The organism is Moraxella sp. K02, assembly GCF_041154755.1.
GTDB lineage: Bacteria > Pseudomonadota > Gammaproteobacteria > Pseudomonadales > Moraxellaceae > Faucicola.
The window spans coordinates 1,710,453-1,731,019 of the sequence record NZ_AP031590.1 but is presented as its reverse complement, the minus strand read 5'-3'; the positions used below and the strand labels follow the sequence as shown (position 1 = coordinate 1,731,019).

The 20,567-nt window shown below is 42.7% G+C and carries 16 protein-coding genes; all 16 read left to right on the top strand.

The window, feature by feature from the left end:
- The first annotated feature begins 48 nt into the window (after nt 1–48).
- The 16 genes from ACAM39_RS07685 to ACAM39_RS07610 all read left to right on the top strand — a co-directional run bounded on the left by ACAM39_RS07685 (nt 49) and on the right by ACAM39_RS07610 (nt 20,565).
- A complete protein-coding gene (locus ACAM39_RS07685) occupies nt 49–4,431 on the top strand; it encodes a pilus assembly protein (protein WP_369627239.1) in 4,383 nt (1,460 codons plus the stop codon).
- Between the two features lie 11 nt (nt 4,432–4,442).
- Nucleotides 4,443–5,009: a type IV pilin protein gene (locus tag ACAM39_RS07680; protein ID WP_369627238.1), complete on the top strand. Its 567-nt coding sequence runs from the start codon at nt 4,443–4,445 to the stop codon at nt 5,007–5,009.
- Nucleotides 5,003–5,425 (top strand): type IV pilin protein, encoded by a 423-nt coding sequence (locus ACAM39_RS07675; RefSeq protein WP_369627237.1) that lies wholly within the window; start codon nt 5,003–5,005, stop codon nt 5,423–5,425. Before ACAM39_RS07680 ends, ACAM39_RS07675 begins: the two co-directional genes overlap by 7 nt.
- Before the next feature lie 272 nt (nt 5,426–5,697).
- The gene (locus ACAM39_RS07670) at nt 5,698–6,606 is read left to right on the top strand and encodes an IS982 family transposase (RefSeq protein ID WP_369627236.1); all 909 of its coding nucleotides are present in this window, start codon (nt 5,698–5,700) and stop codon (nt 6,604–6,606) included.
- A gap of 231 nt (nt 6,607–6,837) precedes the next feature.
- On the top strand, nt 6,838–7,287 hold the full coding sequence (locus ACAM39_RS07665; RefSeq protein ID WP_369627235.1) for a pilin: 450 nt from the start codon (nt 6,838–6,840) through the stop codon (nt 7,285–7,287).
- A gap of 79 nt (nt 7,288–7,366) precedes the next feature.
- On the top strand, nt 7,367–8,737 hold the full coding sequence (locus tag ACAM39_RS07660; protein ID WP_369627234.1) for an O-antigen ligase family protein: 1,371 nt from the start codon (nt 7,367–7,369) through the stop codon (nt 8,735–8,737).
- 129 nt (nt 8,738–8,866) lie between these two features.
- Nucleotides 8,867–9,352, top strand: a complete 486-nt coding sequence (locus ACAM39_RS07655; protein ID WP_369627233.1) for a pilin — start codon at nt 8,867–8,869, stop codon at nt 9,350–9,352.
- 146 nt (nt 9,353–9,498) lie between these two features.
- Complete coding sequence (locus ACAM39_RS07650) at nt 9,499–11,298, top strand: PglL family O-oligosaccharyltransferase (protein ID WP_369627232.1); 1,800 nt, start codon at nt 9,499–9,501, stop codon at nt 11,296–11,298.
- The gene (locus ACAM39_RS07645; RefSeq protein ID WP_369627231.1) at nt 11,298–12,563 is read left to right on the top strand and encodes an exopolysaccharide biosynthesis polyprenyl glycosylphosphotransferase; all 1,266 of its coding nucleotides are present in this window, start codon (nt 11,298–11,300) and stop codon (nt 12,561–12,563) included. The genes ACAM39_RS07650 and ACAM39_RS07645 overlap by 1 nt, the downstream gene beginning before the upstream one ends.
- Before the next feature lie 39 nt (nt 12,564–12,602).
- Nucleotides 12,603–13,601 carry a UDP-N-acetylglucosamine 4,6-dehydratase (inverting) gene (gene pseB, locus ACAM39_RS07640; protein ID WP_369627230.1) on the top strand — a complete coding sequence of 333 codons (999 nt, stop codon included), beginning with the start codon at nt 12,603–12,605 and terminating at the stop codon, nt 13,599–13,601.
- A gap of 70 nt (nt 13,602–13,671) precedes the next feature.
- Nucleotides 13,672–14,865, top strand: coding sequence for a UDP-4-amino-4,6-dideoxy-N-acetyl-beta-L-altrosamine transaminase (gene pseC / locus ACAM39_RS07635; RefSeq protein ID WP_369627229.1), 1,194 nt, complete (start codon nt 13,672–13,674; stop codon nt 14,863–14,865).
- Nucleotides 14,865–15,539, top strand: coding sequence for a pseudaminic acid cytidylyltransferase (pseF, locus tag ACAM39_RS07630; RefSeq protein ID WP_369627228.1), 675 nt, complete (start codon nt 14,865–14,867; stop codon nt 15,537–15,539). Before pseC ends, pseF begins: the two co-directional genes overlap by 1 nt.
- Before the next feature lie 14 nt (nt 15,540–15,553).
- Nucleotides 15,554–17,248: a UDP-2,4-diacetamido-2,4,6-trideoxy-beta-L-altropyranose hydrolase gene (gene pseG, locus ACAM39_RS07625; RefSeq protein ID WP_369627227.1), complete on the top strand. Its 1,695-nt coding sequence runs from the start codon at nt 15,554–15,556 to the stop codon at nt 17,246–17,248.
- A 10-nt stretch (nt 17,249–17,258) separates the two neighbouring features.
- Nucleotides 17,259–18,311 carry a pseudaminic acid synthase gene (pseI, locus tag ACAM39_RS07620; RefSeq protein WP_369627226.1) on the top strand — a complete coding sequence of 351 codons (1,053 nt, stop codon included), beginning with the start codon at nt 17,259–17,261 and terminating at the stop codon, nt 18,309–18,311.
- A complete protein-coding gene (locus tag ACAM39_RS07615) occupies nt 18,311–19,567 on the top strand; it encodes an oligosaccharide flippase family protein (protein ID WP_369627225.1) in 1,257 nt (418 codons plus the stop codon). Before pseI ends, ACAM39_RS07615 begins: the two co-directional genes overlap by 1 nt.
- Nucleotides 19,564–20,565 carry a glycosyltransferase family 52 gene (locus ACAM39_RS07610; protein ID WP_369627224.1) on the top strand — a complete coding sequence of 334 codons (1,002 nt, stop codon included), beginning with the start codon at nt 19,564–19,566 and terminating at the stop codon, nt 20,563–20,565. Before ACAM39_RS07615 ends, ACAM39_RS07610 begins: the two co-directional genes overlap by 4 nt.
- Nucleotides 20,566–20,567 lie beyond the last annotated feature (2 nt).

Genomic DNA, 20,567 nt, shown 5'->3' with positions numbered 1-20,567 from the left:
GTGGTAATAACGATGAAACCTAAATTTGGTTTTAAGAGGTCTAAAGCAATGAATCAATCGTATCAAGGTAAAATAACGACTTCAATCAAATATGTAGTTATTGCCATGTTGATGATGGTGGCGGTGAGTACTTCACAGGCGGATGTTAGCCAAAAGAAAATCGGTGATTTGGAGATTTATAAGGCGGCAGAAGGCGGTAAGGTTACTATTATGATGATGCTCGATACCTCGGGAAGTATGTCAGAACCCTACATGAAAACTTATTTTGGTACAGCCGAATCGCCCACAGCTTGTAATTTGCCAAAAAACACGCCTTACACTTCTTGGGGAGGTGGTGCTTATAATTCTACCAAGTCTGGCTCAAACGCTAAATTTAATCAATATGGCTGTACTATTGCCGATACCACAAAAAACGTACTTAAGTATTTTTTAAATAACGAACAGAAAGTCACAACGACAGAAACCACGAAGATATATGTCGGAAAATATCGCAAAAGAACGTATAGTTGCTTCTTGTTTTTTTGTGGTTGGAGTAATTGGAGCAGTGTGCAACCTTCCATGACATTTACCTCAACCAATCAAGCATCCAATACAAATGGTACTACATGGTACGGTTGCGGTGCAGATGGTAGTGTCAATAGATCAGACTGTACCACCACAGCAACCAATACTACCACCACAGGCATGACTTCTGAGACAGTCAATGGCACATCGTCTTCAACGAGTACAGCCCCAATTGTTACTAACGAAGCGACAACTACCTTCAATGATCCCGATGATTCCAACGTGCAATATGAGATACAAAACCCTCAAGTCACTACTACTACGAAAACCATCAATCAAACCAATAATGTGTATTGGAAAAAAATGGTCACCGAAGTCGATAAAGCAGGCGGTAATATACCCGATAGGTTAACCAGTCTGAAAATCGCAATTTTTAAACTATTAGACAATGGGGGGTTAGACCCAGATAAAGTTGCGATTGGTATCGGGCAGTATTCTTCACAAACAGATGCCGATAATACTACCAAACTATATCCACCAAATTCTTCTGTTCAAGGCGATAATAAAACAGGAAAAATTCTCGTACCTGCGGCAAAACTCGACAGCACCCAAATTGAAACACTAAAAAACGCTGTTGCTGGATTAATTGGTACAGGCGGTACACCAACTGCCAATGCGTATGCTGAGTCAGGAGCTTATATGCTTGCTACTAATACCACTAATAGTAGTTATTCGTCTTACTCAGGATTTAACCGCTCTGTAAGTAGTTCAAAAAACAACTCGGCATATGAAAGCCCATTAACTGGTCTTACAGGGCAATGTAATGGACAAGGTATTTATTTTTTAACAGATGGTTATCCTAATAATTCAGGCAGTGATATTGCAAATACGATAATGAGCAAAAGTTTAAATGTCACTAGCATTAGTCCAGATACTGGCTTGATAAATGTAACTAATGGCAATGATTCGGCTACTGTAAAAGCTTGGGATTATATCGGAGCCTATGCAAAAAAGCTTAGAGATACCGCAAATCCTATAAGAATGACTATCAAAACAGCTACAGTAGGATTTGGTAGTGAGTTCAATAACCCTAATGGATTACCGACTAAAAAAATCACAATTGGTGGCGAAGAAGTTAATGTCACCGATTGCGATCAACTCAGTACACAAGATGCCATCAATCTTTGTAAGTGGGGTGAGAAATCCTATAATTATGGCGAAGGTGGCTTTTATTCTGCTCAGTCTACCGAAGATGTGGTAGATAGTGTCATTAAATTTGCCAAAGACCTAAATCAAACTTTACCCTCAGCCCCTTCAGGAACCATTGTTATCCCTGATGACCCTTACCGAGCCGATAGCCAACTAGCGGTGGCGTATTATCCTATCTTACAAGCTGATTTAAAAAATAATGTTGCGACTTGGGCAGGTAATCTAAAAAAATACAACCTTAACGAAGGTACGCTTTACGGTAAAAATAATAGTTCATTATTTTTAGATATCGCAGGTAATCTCAATCCTACTACAGAAGACCTGTGGAGTGCTGTCAGTGTGGTAAAAGATGGTGTAAATGCCAATGATTTGGTTACCTCAGGCGGATTTTATAGTAACTTACTTACCCCGAACACCGCTGTGAATAATGTAAGAACCTTGTACATTGAAGATAACACTTCCTCAAATGATACAAGTCCTCGCCTACGAAAATTGGGTGTCAATGCCTCAGGTAAAGTCACCTTGGATGGAAGTATCATCAGTACCTCAAATACCTTTGTGGATACCACCACGTATTCGCGTACCAACGTCAATTTATTACTACAATTTTTAGGTTTTACATTGACTGATGCACAAAAAACCCAAGCCTTAGCGGATTTGGTACTCACTGCACCAACGTCACCTGTCAAAGTCCTTGGAGCCACTATCCATTCAACACCAAGCATGGTGTCCTACTCAGCCGATCTTGATACCGATGGTAAAGTCAGCAGTACCCGTGATGATTATGCGTTATTCGGTTCAAGTGATGGGTCACTACACATGGTAAATGCTGATGACTATACTACTACAGGCAATGGGGGAAGAGAGCAGCTTGCCTTTATCCCTAAACAAATGCTCATCAGCCAACCACAGGCGCTTATCAATGGTACAGGCACAGATGTTGGCAAACCTTACTTTGGTGTGGATGCCCCTTGGCTAGTGAGTGCTAATTATTTTTATGACCTTGATAGCAGCAAAGTCACTGTAACGCCTTGTGCAGCAAATACGACTATCGACCCAAATAATACCCGTGACTGCCGTAATACCTACGTCCGTGCTTATGGCGGACTACGGATGGGCGGAGAAGGTATGTATGGCTTGGATTTAACGGATAAAAATAATCCTAAGATGCTATTTAGAATTGATTCTGCTACGACAGGCTTTGACCGTATGGGACAAATTTGGGCAAAACCTACCAAGGCAAAAATTGCCACAGGCATAGACTCGACAACCAAAAAAGTCAATGCTTATAAAGATGTGTTAGTCTTTGGTGGCGGTTATGATACCTGCTATGAAGATGAAAACTATCAAGTTGGCACCACAACTTCGACCTTAAGCAATCAAAAATCACAGGCATGTAACCGCACAACCGCTGCAGAATCCCTAGGCAACGCTGTATATATGGTGGATGCCAAAACAGGGGATTTAATTTGGTCAGCATCAGGCTCAGCAACACCCACGCCATCAACCAGTGTAAGTACGATGACTAACAGTATCGTAGGCGGCATTACCGTCCTTGACCGCAACAACGATGGTTATATGGATCAGTTATACTTTGCTGACCTGGGCGGTCAAGTGTTCCGTGCTGATTTTACCAATGCCGGATTCATCAAACCTGTGAGCAGTGGCACAGCTGCACCTGAAACTTCATTTAGTAATACGCGCGTAGTACGTCTACTGCAACCTGCTTTTAGTGGCGCAGATATCAAATATAATCACCGTTTTTATGAGCGTCCTGCCGTCAGTTTTTACCGTGGCGATAGTAGCTTTACTAACAGCCGATTGTTCGCTGTGGTTAATGTCATCTCAGGTGACCGTAGTTCGCCGTTATCAAAAATACGTGCTAGCGATGCCTATGCCGATAGGCTGTATGGCATTATGGACACCGATGTCACGTTGGCAGATAGTATTTTATATGCCAGTGATTTTACCACCCGCAGAGAATCTACCGCCACCAATGCGGCTAAAGTACAAAAAGTGGTAAACTTGACTGCCAATACCACAGCGTCTAGCAACTTATTGGCGTTACCTACGGTCACTGCAGATTATACGTTAGCTACCAAACAAGCGGCTATCACTTCTGTAAAAGCCAAACGTGGCTGGTACTATCCATTGACGCGCTTTGATGGATTTAATCAAGTCAAATATACCAAAGGCGTGGGTAAGTCTGAGGTCATTAATAGTTTCTTATACACCACTGTCTACAACCCCGATATGAACTATGGCGTCACTGAGTCTTGTTCTGCAAAAATCACAGGCGGCTCAGAGCGTCAATTGTACTGTCTACCTTACGGTATCTGCTTAAAACAAACCACTGATTCAGAAGGGTTGGCTATCGATGAGTATGCGACATCAACAAATGGCACGGCAGGTTTTGCGCGGGCAGGGCAAGGTATCCAAGAATTGACGCTAGGACCGCGTAGTTCTACATTATCCAATCAACGCTTATTGATTGGTACGCAAACAATTACCGATAGAGCCTCCAACCGAGTGGACTTTGGTGATGACAACGGTAAGCTACTAGCGGGTGATACGGGATCTAATAATATTGGACTTGATAGAACTAGCCAACCATTATCTGGTCTAAGTAAAACAACGGGTGATGGCTCAGCACCAGAGAATATCTACAATGACCGATATACCTTAAAGCCAAATACTTGGTTTGAAGTTAATAAATAACCGAGGCAATGATGAATCGTCACAAGGGCTTTACGCTGATTGAACTGATGGTAACGGTAGCGATGGTTGCGATACTTGCCAGTATCGCTATCCCATCGTATCGGCAATATGCCATTCGCAATGCCGAATCACAAGCGCAAGCCAAAATGAAGCAGATAGAGATTGAGCTCAATCGCTGGCGGGCGACTTCACTGACTTATAAAGGCTTTTTCCCCAAAAAAATTGCCAATGACGGTACGGTCAGTTACAGTTATGATACTGGCGCAAGCGATGATGTGGCAAATACGGTGATTTATGTGCCCGCTAACAGCACAGCAGATAATTATCAATACAAGATACGGTTGGTGGATGGCGATAATACTGCCAATAGTCTGGTGCCAACGGCATCTTCGACACTCTCTAATAGCTTGACCGCAGGTAGAGCATGGGTGATGTTTGCCACCCCCAATCCCACAAAATTTAACGATGCGCATAAAATTTTGCTCACGAGCAGTGGAACACAATGCAAAACCAAAAATAGTGACACTAGCGTTACCATCGCATCAACCAACTGTGTTACTTATTCGGAGACATGGTAATGAAAAATCGATATAGCCAACAAGGCTTTACCCTAATCGAGCTGATGATTGTGGTTGCTATTATTGGCGTGCTGGCGGCGATTGCTTACCCCAGTTATCAACGCTACGTCATCAAAACCAAACGCACCGATATGATGACAGAAATGCAAAATATCGCCTCGCAAATTGAATCGCGTAAACTGGCACAAGGCAGTTACACTAACGCAGGCACGGGATTAAATGGGAGCTTCCCTAGAAGTGGTACAGCATTATATACCATCACCCTAGTACCCACCCCCCTAACTGAACGTTGGACAATTACAGCCACCCCTATTAGTTCATCGCAGATGGCAAATGATGGTACCCTCACGCTAAACGCTCAAGGAGTCAAATGCCGAGGTACTTCATGTGGTACAGGTCAAGAGTGGAATAACTAGCTTATCAAGCTAAGCATTGAACAATTTTTGGCAGTATGGACAATATTTAGGTTGGGTGATATAAAAATAGTGACAAATATTGTCATATCTTTGACAATAACATAGGGATAAATGAATAAATTGGGATAGTTAAAAAAATTTTCATTTAGATAAGCCTCGATACACTGAATAATTTTTAAATTAACCTGAATTCGACATAAGAAAGGATAAAAAAAGAAGTCCAACATGCTAAAGTAAGTTCACCACAAACACCTTTAACCAGGACTTCTTACATGGACAATCTTGTAGAACTTTACTGCCACATCGACGACTTTTGCAAAGCCTACACAGCCGAGCAACAGCAGAAAATGCTAAAACTAAAGAACAACAGCAGTAAAAAGCGACGCAACAAACCATGCAAAATAAGTTTAGCAGAAATCATCACCATCTTGGTACTATTTCATCAAATACGCTATCGAGAATTTAAAGCCTTTTACTATGGCTATGTCTGTCAATGGCTAAAAAATGCCTTTCCAAGACTACCAAGTTACAACAGAATGGTAGAGCTGATGGAAAAAGCCGTATATCCCATGTGTGACTACCTACAATTCTTAATGCAAGGCAACTGCACAGGGATTAGCTACATCGACTCAACCAGCCTAGCAGTTTGTGATAACCACCGTATCAAGCGCAACAAAGTCTTTGCCGATACAGCAGGACGAGGAAAAAGCAGTATGGGCTGGTTCTTTGGCTTTAAATTACACGCCATCATCAACCACCGAGGTGAACTCGTGAATCTTACCGTGACAGCGGGCAATGTTGATGACAGAAAGCCTGTCAAACAACTGTGCGAAAACCAAGTCTTTGGTAAACTGTTTGGCGATAAAGGCTACATTGATAAAAAGCTGACCGCTTGGCTAGACGAAAACTTGGATGTTGAACTGATTACCAACGTCAAAAAGAATATGAAAGCTAAAGACATTGCTTGGTTAGATAAGCGATTGCTTAAACGCCGTTTCTTGATTGAGACGGTGTTTGATGAGTTAAAGAATATTTGCCATATCGAGCATTCAAGGCATCGTAGCCATGTTGGGTTTATGAGTAATTTGGTGGCAGGGCTGATTGCTTATTGCCATGAGCCCAAGAAGCCGACACTTAAAAATGTGCTGATTGAACCTTTCGTCGCTAAGATTGCTTGTTAATTCAAAGCCTTAGAGTATGGCTTATGTCGAACTGGGGTTAAATTAATAGCAAAGTAGAAGGCATATTAGTGTTAATTTGGCTAAGAAATTAAATTGGCACACAAAATGCAATGATTGTATTACCAAGGCAAAGTGATGGTTAGCAAAACTTTGCAAATTGACTTAATTACTTGGATGACTGGCTATATGATTAGGTTATCCATTTTATACACTCAAGAATAGGAGTTCATTATGAACGCTCAGAAAGGTTTTACCCTGATTGAATTAATGATTGTTGTGGCGATTATTGGTATTTTGGCTGCGATTGCGATTCCACAATATCAAAATTACATTGCTAAATCGCAAGTAAGCCGCGCTATGGGAGAAACAGCCGCAATTAAAACTGCTGTGGAGAGCTGTTTAAATGAAGGTAAAACTGCACAGGGTGCATGTCCATTAGGGGTTACTACATCTAATATTCAAACTATAACAGTTCAAGGTGCTGCTCCTGCTGCTGATGGTACTAATGGTGCTGCTTTGACTACAGGTGCTACGATTGTAGCTACTTTTGCTAATAATGCAGCTGCTACCTTAAAAGATAATAGTGCAACATTAACTTGGACACGTGATGCTAATGGTTCATGGGCTTGTTCAACCACCGCTGATGCTAAATTTAGACCAGCTGGTTGCTCAGGTTCATAATTAATAATTCTAATAATTTTATACAGGCACATCTTCGGATGTGCTTTTTTATTAATTTATTATGCAATCGAGAAAAATAATGAAGCGTGTGAATTGGGATTATATTTTTTTATGTTTGCCGCTTGTATTTATTAGTAGTGCATTCCTCGGTATTAGCAGTGAATGGATGCATAACATGATTGATAGTTGGCGGTTACAAGAATGTTTAATACTGTTATTAAGCTTCATATATGGAATCCTACGTTTTAACACCCTAACTATTAAAAAATCAAAATTTGAAATTCTTTTTATTTTCTTATTATTCATATATAGCCTTACCATCATTTCTTTTTCTAAAAATAGTCTATTAGCTTTATTAGATATCTCATTAATGGGTGCCTTATTATGCTATAGCTATTTTGTTTACCTTTTAATGATTCAAATTCCAAGACAAAAAGTAGAATTAGCAATTGCAATCGTTGCGCTTAGTCCCTTAGGTTGTACAATATGGTTATTGGTGGGGTACTACTTATACATTACTGCTGATGTACCATTAGTTTGGCATGGACTGTTTATTAATATTCGTTATTATGATGACGCTTTATTACCTTTAATATTTTTATTATGGTATCAACCTGGTTTTCTAAAAAGATTTACAAAAACCACCAATCTAATCGTTAGTTTTTTTCTTTTAACCTTATGGCTAGATGCTGCTCGTGCTAATTGGTTAGGGATTAGTGCCGGTTTAATCGCTATTGTGTTATTTTATCCTAAAGGCTATCAGAAAATACTAAACCCACTTATAAGTATATTGATTAGCTTTATTTCATATCGGATTATTCAATGCTTTGATACTTCTGCTGTTCAATATACTGTCCTGCGAGGAGAAGATGGCACACGGTGGCGGATGTGGATTGGTGCTTGGTATCAATGGTTACAAAATCCGTTTAAAGGTCTTGGTGGTGGGAATTTCGTTTTTGCCGAAGAAATTAACCCTTTAAAAATCGGTCATCCCCATAATCTTATTGTACAATTAGTTGTTGAATGGGGAGTGACAGGGCTGCTTATCAGCTTTTTAATAATTTGTAGTACTCAATGGTTAATTAATAAACGTTCACAAGTTCCTGCAATATTATTTGCAGGTTCTATAGCGCTATTAGTTAATATGTTACTATCAGGCGCGCATGTATATCCAGTTAGCCAAATGACTATATTAATTTATTTTTGCTTTATTATAAGTATTATTCAAATAAAACTAAATGGCAGGTCAGTTTTTTTTCCAAAAGCTAATCAATTTAATTTTTTGAAAGGAATAAATATTTTAAAATGGGGGTTAGGCTTTATCTTGATAATTCTCTTTATTATCTCAGACAGTTTTTTTCAATATGGAAATGATAAAGGGATGGTGAATTCTAGCCCCTCGTTAGGACCTAGATTTTGGTCAAATGCTCATTTGGTGAACATGGAATGATTTTTGTATAGATTATATGGTGTATTATTCAAAACAAGATATATAGATTATGCTCGATTTCGTTATGGTGAGGATTTAAAGTAAATTGCTTAGCAATACAATATTATATTTTAAAGGGCTTTACCCATAATGGTATATAAAAATAATATAGGATTTACTCTAGTAGAATTAATTATAGCCATTGCTATCATTGGCATTTTATCCGCTATTGCTATAGCCCAATACCAAAATTATATGGTTAAAGTACAGGCAGGTAGAATTATTGGTGAGATTGGCGAGCTTAGATTGTCAGTAGAAGACTGTCTTAATAATGGTGTTAATAATATAGGTTTGGGATCTAACGAATGCGACCCTAGGGCATCGCCATCTAATATTATTCAAGGTAATTCTCAAGTAGGGATTGTATTGCCTGACAATACTGGTATTGCACAAATTACAAATCCTTTAACCCAACAATCTACCATCACCGCTACTATATCTAACCAGACCTCACCATTAATTCATGGTAAAAAAATTGTTTGGGAAAGAAATAGCAATGGTAGCTGGTACTGTAAGTCTAATATCGAGCAAAAATACCTTGGTTCAAACTGTAACTTCGATAATACTATTAACTAATTTAGTCATGATAGTATGCTAAAGCTTATGAAAATAATAAAGTGTTAAATTAACTCAAAATTTTTTCTTCAATATGACTATAAGATAAGAAAAATGCTAAACTACCCTGTTTAGCATTTTTGCGTTTAAAGCCCACGAAAAACACCATGCTACTATCGACATCAAACCAAACGCTCACCCAAGATATCCGTCTATTTACCCTATTCATGGGGTTAGCCATTTTGACCTATCTAATGCCTTGGCATTCGCCACTGGGTCGAGATTTCGTCGTCAATGCCACCGCGTTTGGCTTTATCAGCTTAGCCATAGCCGCTTTTTTTTGGCAACATCCCATCACAAAATTGAGCAAATCTGTGCTTACTTGGTTGCTGCTAGCCCTATTGATTGTATGTCAGCCATTATTTAATCATATCGCTTACCCTGATGCGTTAATCTTTCCGGTGATAAGCTTGCTGGTCGTTGCCTTGACTGCGTTGATAGGCAGTAATATTGAAAATAAAGCGAATTTATTAAACCGCCTGTTTATTGCGGTATATCTCATGGCAATCGTCACTTTTATGATTCAAATGATGCAAACCCAAGGCTATCAGATTGATTATAAAGGCTGGGTGATTGCGCGTGGTAATGCCAATGGCGGACGCTATGATGGCAACTTTGGGCAAGCCAATCACGCAGGCTATGCGTTTGTGTTGGCGCTGTGTGGGGTGATTTATCAACTGCAGCAGTCGTTTCAAGAAAGGTTAAATGCGCCGCAGTGGCTGATTGGTCGATACCGACAATATGCGCGGTTTGGCTTGATGGTATTGTTTGTGATATTTACCATCGGCCTTGCCTTGACCCAAAGTCGGGCGGGTCTGGTGATGATGCTTGCGGTGATTCCCATTTTCTTTTTGACCCAGCCGATAGCGTGGAAAAGCAAATTATCGGCTAGCGTTTTTGGTCTTGTCATATTTGTGCTTTATTATATGGGCGCAAGCTGGCTTAGTAATTATAGCAGCGCCAATCAGCTTGGGGCAGTGAGCCGTATGGCGGGCGGGCAGGGGAACCGCTCAGCGATGAGCGAACGCGCCATGATGATATTTCATGACCATGTGCTCACAGGGGTCGGTTGGAACAACTACATGGGCGCAAGCGTTGATTATGCCCAATATTTTAAATGGCCAGAGATTGCTGACCATTCCCACAATTTTGCCACCATGATTTTGGCGGAGCTAGGTGTGTTAGGCGCGCTGTGCTTTGTGCCGATTGTTTGGCTACTGGTGCGGGCGATTCATCTGCGCCATAGTAGCGAAAGCGCGATTGCACTGGCATTTGTCATCGCCAGTATCTTGTATGCCAGTGTCGAATATCCGTTATGGTATTTTCGTTATCTCGCGGTTTTTGCCTTGTTTTTGGCGTTGATTGAACAGACCAAATGGCAACTTGTGTGGCAACCCAAACTAAGAAAAGCCATGTCTGTTGTCATGCTGGGTTTGGCGATGTTATCAGGCTACTATATTTGGCAATATTTTCATCTCAATTATTTAGATTATAATCGCTTTATCAAGCATACCAATCATCTAAATCAAGACAAAGGAATTGACTACCAAAATGATGTGTTTGGCTTTAGCGCGTATCATGACCGCATCCTTGCCATGCAAGTGCCGATTAACCGTCATCAGGCAAGCGTAAAGGAAGCCATCTTTGAAGAGGTGATAAATACCGATTCTTCCCAGTATAATATATTAGCTTATGCACAGTTCTTAGCCTATAAAGGTGACCAGCAAGCGGCATTAAAACATATCGAAGCGGCTTGTGTCATGGTAAAAAATTTGTCGGATTGTGATAATGTGGATACTGACTTGGGCAATCTTGCCAAACAAGATCCTGCGACATTTGCAGCTTTATACCGTGAGTTTCAACAATGGCGAGACGCCAATCCTGAAAAAACAGGACTTAAACCATAATGCAGCGGGTAATTTTTTTAGTATGGCAAAATATCGCGTTCCGACTTATCGTGGGCTGGGGGGTGGTGGTAATTTTGCCCGCCTTGCTGATGTGGCGAATGCGCTTTTTGCAGGGGCGCTGGCTACTGACTGAATTTAACAGTATGGTGTTAGCCACCTTGGGTGTCTTGCTAGTTACCCTTGGTCTGCGCAAACTCACCGATTTTCCAGGTCAACGCTCCATCAGCTTTGTGTTGCCAACCTTATTATTGGTGATGATGCTGTTAGGCATGGTGATTATCGTTTTTCGGTTGCCGTATTCGCTATATTACTTTGGCTTATCGGGTGTTATCGGGGCAGTGTTTTTCTTTTTATCGTTTTTACTTGAGCAAAAAGCGCACCAACCTTATATGGCGTATATTCCACTGGGACATTGTCAAAACTTTGAAGCGATTTTTCAAATCCGTTGGCTGCGCCTTGAAAAACCGCATTTGGATGCCATACAATCCAAAAAAGTGCAAGCGATAGTAGCAGACCTGTCATCGCCTGCACTCGATGAAGACTGGCAGCGATTTTTAACCGAGCAAACGTTACAGGGCAGACCAGTGTATAATAACCGCCAGGTGTATGAGTCTTTGACCGGTCGTCTGCCGATTCATCATTTGTATGAAAATGAGTTGGGTTCGTTGTTGCCCTCGCAAACCTATTTATGGTTTAAACAACTGATTGATATTATAGCAATTTTATTGGTATCACCCTTTGTACTGCTGATTGCGGTGATCACTGTCATTGCGATACGGTTGGAAAGTCCGGGTAAAGCCATATTTGTCCAAGAGCGGGTCGGGCAAGGCGGCAAACTGTTTAAAATCTATAAATTTCGTAGTATGCGCTTTGATTCAGAAAAAAATGGAGCAAAACTGGCGCAACAAAATGACCCTCGTGTGACTAGAGTCGGTAAGTTTATTCGTAAAACCCGTATCGATGAGCTGCCGCAATTTTTGAATGTGCTCAAAGGCGATATGAGCCTGATTGGACCGAGACCTGAACAGCTGAGTTTTGTCAAAACCTTTGAAAAAACCATCCCTTTTTATAATTATCGACATATCGTTAAACCCGGTATTTCTGGATGGGCGCAGGTCACACAAGGGTATGCCAGTGATACCGATGAGACAGCGCTCAAGGTACAGTACGATTTTTATTATATTAAACATATTTCTTTTGCATTAGATATCTTGATTGTGCTCAAAACCATTCAAACCATGCTGACAGGTTTTGGGGCTAGATAAACTGCGATAAATAACTTTAGCCATAATAGGTAGCGCACTATGTTAAGCAATTCAACCATTTTAGTGACAGGCGGGACAGGTTCATTTGGGCATACCTTTGTGCCGATGACGCTTGAAAAATACAATCCCAAAAAACTGATTATCCTCTCGCGTGATGAGATGAAACAGTGGGAAATGGCAAAACTGTACCAAGGCGACCCGCGGGTGCGTTTTTTTATCGGTGATGTGCGTGATAAAAACCGTCTATATCGAGCGCTTGATGGGGTGGATTATGTGGTGCATGCGGCAGCAACCAAAATCGTGCCCACTGCCGAATATAATCCGTTTGAATGTGTCAAAACCAATATCAACGGCGCAATGAATTTAATTGATGCCTGTATCGATAAGGGGGTGAAAAAAGTCGTTGCCTTATCGACTGACAAAGCGTCCAGTCCCGTGAATCTATATGGCGCGACCAAATTGGCATCGGACAAACTGTTTGTCGCAGGCAACGCCTATTCAGGGGAGCATGGTACACGCTTTTCGGTGGTACGTTATGGCAATGTCATGGGGAGTCGTGGCTCGGTGATTCCGTATTTTCTATCCATTAAAGACAGTGGCGTGCTGACCATCACAGACCCGCGTATGACCCGTTTTATGATTTCGCTTGAGCAAGGTGTGGAGTTGGTTTGGCATGCATTTGAAGACATGGTGGGCGGCGAAATTTATGTCAAAAAAATTCCCTCCATGACCATGCCAGATGTGGCAACTGCCGTTTCTGCCACAGCCGAGCAGAAAATCATTGGTATTCGTCCCGGCGAGAAACTGCATGAGCAAATGATTAGTGCTGAAGATTCTTTTCATACCTACGAATATCCTGAGCATTTTAAAATCTTGCCAACGATTAATGGCTGGGATGAAACGCCTGAACGTATCAAAGATGGTGTTAAGGTGCCAGAAGGCTTCGTGTACGCCAGTGATAATAACAGTGAGTGGATGACGACTGGACAACTACAAGAATGGATTGAAACCAACAAAGCAAAAATTGGTAAAATTTAATCGCTAACCCTTGATAACAAACCCACTTGATAACAACCCCCCCCCTTGGGCAAATATTATGACAAATATTATGGCAAATCAATTTATCCCTTATGGTCGTCAGCATATCACCCAAACTGATATTGACGCAGTGGTCGCTGTGCTACAGTCTGATTTTTTGACCCAAGGTAGTCAAGTGCCGGCGTTTGAAGAACGCGTCGCTACCTATACGGGGGCAAAGTTTGGCGTGGCGGTGAATAGTGCGACCTCAGCACTACATATTGCTTGTTTGGCATTGGGGCTTGGTCAAGGTGAAAAGGGTAAAGATGACTGGCTGTGGACGACGCCGATTACCTTTACCGCATCCGCCAACTGTGGATTGTACTGTGGTGCTAACATTGATTTTGTGGATATTGATCCGCTAACACTCAATATGTCTATCAACGCCTTGGAAGAAAAGTTACAGCGTGCCGATGCTGAAAACCGCTTGCCAAAAATAGTTATTCCCGTGCATTTCACCGGTGAACCCTGTGATATGGCGGCCATTCATGCGCTATCACAGCAATATGGCTTTAAGGTGATTGAGGACGCCTCCCATGCCATTGGTGGCAAATATCACAATCAACCAATCGGCAATTGTGAGTTTAGCGACATTACCGTGTTTAGCTTTCACCCTGTCAAAATCATTACCACCGCAGAAGGCGGACTGGCAACAACGAATGACTCGGCATTGGCGGAAAAAATGCAGCTACTGCGTAGTCATGGTATCACCCGTGATGCCAATCTAATGACCGATGAGCCTGACGGTGGTTGGTATTATCAGCAAATTGATTTGGGCTTTAACTATCGCATGACCGAATTGCAAGGGGCATTGGGGGTGAGTCAAATGAACTATTTGGATGACTTTGTCACTCGCCGTCACCAGCTTGGCAAGCGTTATGATGAATTATTAAAAGATTTGCCGATTATGTTGCCTTATCGCAATCCTGCTAATTATTCGGGGTTTCATTTATATCCCATTCAACTAACAGCGGACAGTGGCAAAACGCGTAAGCAAGTGTTTGACAGTTTGCGGGCGCAAAATATCGGGGTGAATGTGCATTATATCCCTGTGCATACGCAACCGTTTTATCAACAAATGGGCTTTAAACTTGGCGATTTTCCGCATGCTGAGCAATATTATCAACGGGCGATTAGTTTGCCATTGTATTATGATTTGAGCGAAGCATTGCAAGACCAAGTGGTGGATGCCTTAAAGATAGCGTTGGCTCAGGCATTAGCATAATGAACGTCTGTATCATCCCTGCGCGTGGGGGTAGTAAACGCATTCCCCGCAAAAACATCAAAGATTTTTGTGGCAAGCCCATGCTGGCTCGTGCCATTGCAACGGCAAAAAACAGCCAACTGTTTGAGCAGATTATCGTCTCCACTGATGATGGCGCTATTGCTGATATCGCTCAACAGTATGGTGCAACTGTCAGCCAAAGACCTGCCGCGCTTGCCGATGATTATGCCACTACCGCTGCGGTGATTCGCCATACGCTGCAGCGCGTGCCAGAAGCTCGCCATATCTGCTGTCTATACCCCTGTACGCCTTTTTTAAAACCGCAGTATTTAACCGACAGTTTTGAGCGCTGGCAGTCATCCAACAGTTTGTATTGTTTTCCGGTTTTAGAATTTGAATCCAATGTGTTACGCTCACTGAAATTAAGCGATACTGGTGAAGTGTCGAGCATGTTTAGCCAACATGAACTCACCCGAACCCAAGATTTGCCGCAGGCGTATTTTGATGCAGGGCAGTTTTATTGGGGCAGTCGTGAGGCATGGCTCTGTGAGGATAAAATCCATAATCATGCCCTAGGCTATGTGTTGCCAAAATACAGTGTTGTTGATATTGATGATGAAAATGATTGGCGATTTGCTGAGCGCCTGTACCAAGCGCAATTGGCGCTAGCATGAAGATAGGCGCTAACATGAAAATCGTGGTCCGAGCAGACGCAAGTTTAACGATGGGTAGCGGTCATATCATGCGTTGCCTCACGCTCGCTGACCGGTTAAAACAGCAAAGGCATGATATCTCGTTTATTTGTCGGGCGCATGACGGGCATTTGGCGGATTTGATTGGGCAAAAAGGTTTTGCTGTGCAGCTGTTAGCCAAAAGTGAGACTGCAGATTTTATCAAACAGCATGTCCATAGCGAGTGGCTAGGGATTAGTGAAAGCGATGATTTTGCCGAGTGTCAACCTATCTTGCAAGCATTAAAGCCAGATTGGCTGATTATAGACCATTATGCGATTGGCAAAAACTGGGAGCAGCAAGCCAAACGACTTTTGCCAAACCTTAAAATTTTAGCCATTGACGATTTAGCCGACCGAACGCACGACTGTGAGATTTTGCTCGACCAAAATTTTGGGCGAAAAAACGAAGATTATCAACCGCTTGTGCCAAGTGATTGCCAGCGACTACTAGGTACACGCTATACACTATTACGGGATGAGTTTGCCAGCTGGCGAGCTATGAGCCTAAACAGACGTAAAAGCGTACAGTCGCCCAACAATATATTGGTCAATCTTGGCGGTGTCGATAACGATAATGTCACGCTCAAGATTTTGCAAAGTCTCAATACCTTTGTGCAACAATCTGCGCAAGTGTTTAACGTGACTGTCGTCATGGGCAAAACCGCACCGCATATCGAAAGTGTACAAAGGTTTGCCAAACACGCAAGTTTTGCGTGTGCCGTACTTGTCAATGTGACTAATATGGCGCAATTGATGGCTAATGCTGACCTTGCGATTGGGGCAGCAGGCAGCACCACTTGGGAGCGCTGTTGTTTGGGCTTACCGATGGTGCTGATGGTGCTTGCCGATAACCAACAGGTGATTGCCAAAGCGTTGGCGGATAAAAACTTGGTCAAAGTGGTGACTGATATAGCTAGATTGGATGAGCAACTGCCCCGCTTGTTGAGCGAACTGGCCGACAATTATAAAAAATTCAGTCGTCAATCTGCCAAGTTGGTCGATGGGCAAGGGGCAAAACGCGTTGCGCACTGGATTGAATTTGCGCAAAAATTTCAACATTGTCAAGTGCGACAAGCGACCCAAGCCGATAGCCAGATGATTTGGCAATGGCGTAATCACATCGACGTGCGCCGGTGGATGTTTGGGCAGGATGAAATTGCCCTTGCTGATCATGAAAAGTGGTATGGCAGACAGCTTGACCGTGACAATGTGCATTTGCTGATTTTTGAAACGGATGGGAGTAAAGGCGGCGAGCCGATGGGGCTAGTCAATGTTACCCAAATGACGGTAGATAAATACCAGACGCTGCAGTTGGCAAACACCCATACGCCAAACCCTAATGCGTCAAATCCTAATTCATCAAGGCAGAATGAAAAAACTGCCAGTTGGGGGTTTTATTTATCCCCTAATAGCGCAAAAGGGCAGGGGCTTGGCTTTGCGTTGGCGGTTTTGGCGATTGCACGGATTTTCAACACCACCGATATTGGCAAAATCACCGCGCAAGTGCTGGCATATAATACCGCGTCACTGGCGTTGCATCGTAAATTGGGATTTAGCGAAACAGGCGTGCTACAACAGCATTTTGGTGTGGGTGAAAAAGTGTATGATGTGGTTGAGTTTGAATTAAAATCGCAAGATTTTTTATTTTAATGGTATTTTTATGAAGCAAAATTTTAGCATTAACCATCGCCCAATCGGTGTTGACCATGCGCCATACATCATCGCCGAAATGTCCGCCAACCACAACGGCGACATCAATAACGCTTACCGTATCATTGACATGGCAAAGGCGTGCGGGGCTGATGCGGTCAAAATGCAAACCTACACCGCAGATACCATCACCCTCAACAGCAGCGCCGCAGATTTCCAAATTCATGGGGGACTGTGGGACGGGCGTACCTTGTATGACTTGTACCAAGAAGCTTACACGCCGTGGGACTGGCATAAACCATTGTTTGACCACGCTCACAAAGTCGGTATCACCATGTTTAGCTCACCGTTTGACTTTACTGCGGTGGATTTGCTCGAGGATTTGAACGCCCCAGCGTACAAAATCGCCTCGTTTGAAGCCATTGATTTACCGCTTATCAAATATGTAGCAAGTACCGGCAAGCCAATGATTATCTCCACAGGGATGGCGGACCAAACCGAAATTGCCGAGGCGGTTGCCGCCGCTTATGATGGCGGCTGCAAACAGCTTGCGTTATTGCACTGCGTGAGTGGTTACCCAGCTCCCGCACAGGACTATAACCTGCGTACCATTGTCGATATGCAGCGCTGTTTTGGCGTGCCGATTGGCTTATCCGACCATACGCTTGACAACACCACCGCCGTGACAAGCGTGGCATTGGGGGCGTGTATCATTGAAAAACACGTCACCCTAGACCGCAATGGCGGCGGGGCGGATGACAGCTTTTCACTGGAAAAAGACGAACTCACCGCGCTCTGCCGTGACAGTAAAACCGCTTGGCAAGCGTTGGGACAAGTCGATTATGGGCGAAAATCAAGCGAAATCGGCAATGTGCAATTTCGCCGTTCACTGTATTTTGTCAAAGACATGACGGCAGGGGATGTGATTGATGAAAGCTGTATCCGTAGCGTTCGCCCTGGCTTTGGGCTTGCCCCGAAGTTTTATGATGAATTAATGGGCAAAAAAGTGCTAACGGATATCCAAGCCAATACCGCCACCTCGTGGGATGTCCTTGAAAGGTAATGTTAAATAAAATCAAACGTTTAACAAAATCCGCCCTGCTCAAAGACAGCCTAATTTATGTGGTAGGCGAGATGACCGCCAAAGCTGTGCCGTTTTTGCTATTGCCCTATTTGACACGGGTATTAGGCACAACGGGTTTTGGTGATTTGTCCTATTATTTATCGCTCACGGCATTTATTGTAATCGCCATGAGTCTGTCGCAAAATGGCGCTTTGACCCGTTACTTTTATGTGTATGGCAGGCATGGGCTAGGCAATATTTTATTGGCGGGCGGGCTATATAGTGTGGGCGTGCTGCTGATTGGGACGGTGATTAGTTGGCTGTTACATAGCGAATTGTTATTTTACTGCTTTTTTACCGCCTTTTTGCAAACCTTGATTCAAAACCAACTGGCACTGCGGCAATGCCAAAAACGCCCGTTTAGCTATCTGACCATCCAACTGGGCTTAGCCTTGGGCAATTTGCTATGGACGGTGCTGATTTTTCAGTTTTTTGCTGGCGATACCACGGATAAAGTTGCCCAGCGTCTTATCGCGATTATCTTGGCGCATGGGTTTACCTTTGTGGCAGCGTTGGCGTGGGCAAAATACCAATTTGCTATCAACTTTCGCTTTACCCCAAAACGGCTCAAACTGGGACTGGGCTATATTTTAACCCTAGGCTTGCCGCTACTGTTACATGGGTTAAGCTATACCATCAAAGGGCAACTTGACCGAGTGTTGATTCACGAGCGGTTTAGCAGTCATGAGCTAGGGGTATACTCGGCAGGGGTGCAAGTCGCTAGTAGCTTGACTATTGTGATTATGGCGGTCAATTCTGCGCTGGTGCCTCACTTATATGAACGGCTAAAATCGCAGCGCATGACAGTGAGGCAATTGCATCGACTGTTTTGGCTAAGTTTGATGGTGCCTTTTCTGTTGACTGCCATGGCGTGGGCGATGCCATCGTCATTGATGGCGTGGCTATTGGGGGCAGATTTTGCCCAAAGCCAGTATTATGTGGTGATGTTTGTACTGGCGTTTTCGCTGATAATTCCGTATTTATTGTTGGTGAATTTTTTGTTTTATCATGCCAAAAGCGCGCAAATTTCGCTGTGTTCCGTCATCTCAACGGTGGTGTATTTGGTTGCCTTGTGGGTGTTAAGTGGCGTATCACTGGCAGTGGTGCCGTATGCGACTATTATTAGTGGCGTGGTGATTTTGCCGCTCTTGTATTATTATACGCTGCAGGTGGAAAAGGTCAAAAAAACGCCATGAATCTCATTATTTGTATCACCCCCTTGCAAGTGTTGATTGCCAAGCAAATTATTAAGCAACACAGTACCCCCTTTATTGGGCTGTATTTGCCGTATGGCGTCCATTCAAAAAGCGAGCCCAAACACCGCTATTATTTTGACCAACTTGAGCAGGTCTGCGAAAAATCCGCCTTTATCGAACTGAACAATAAAACCTGGGGCGAACGTTTTGCCACCTTAAACCACATCAAAACCACACTTAACACGCTTGATATTTGGCAAAAACCTATCGAAAATGTCTATCTTGCCAGTATTGACGTGTTATTTTTGCAATATGTTATTTCTAAAGTAAAATTCCAACAGCTGTATACCTTTGATGACGGTACCGCTAATATTTTTCCCAATTCTAGCTATTTTCAACCGTTACCAAAATCCTTGCCACTACAACTTTTTAAACACGCCGTGGGCATTACTTATCCCAGTATCCCTAGTATTTTGGCTATCTCCAAAAAACATTTCACCATTTTTCCCCAGGAAAAAAATATTATAGACGCTACCGAGCCTGTTTATTTGTTTGATAAAGTAAACAATCAGCCTGATGAAAATTTGCCGTTAAAACGGCTGTTATTGGGGCAAGCCCTCGACAATTTTATCGGTGACAAAGCTTATGCTGATATTGTAGAAACAATGGTCAAGGCATTTCACCTTGACGCATTTTGTCCACACCCGCGAGAAAACTTGGATTTTAGCCATATTTTGCCGGTGATTGATAGTGATAAAATCATTGAAGATTATCTAAGCGAGGCATTGCAACAAAACCCCCAGCAACGCTTTGAAATTTATACCTTTATCAGCACTGCCGTGTTTTCGCTCAAAGAATTTCCCCGCACCCAAGTATTTATGGTGTATACCCAAGCGCTGTGGGATAAATTCCCTGATGCGTATGAATTTCTTGCCAGTCGTGGTTTTACCCTGATTAATTTAGATGACGCAGATAATCTAAATGGGTTCAAAGGGTAACT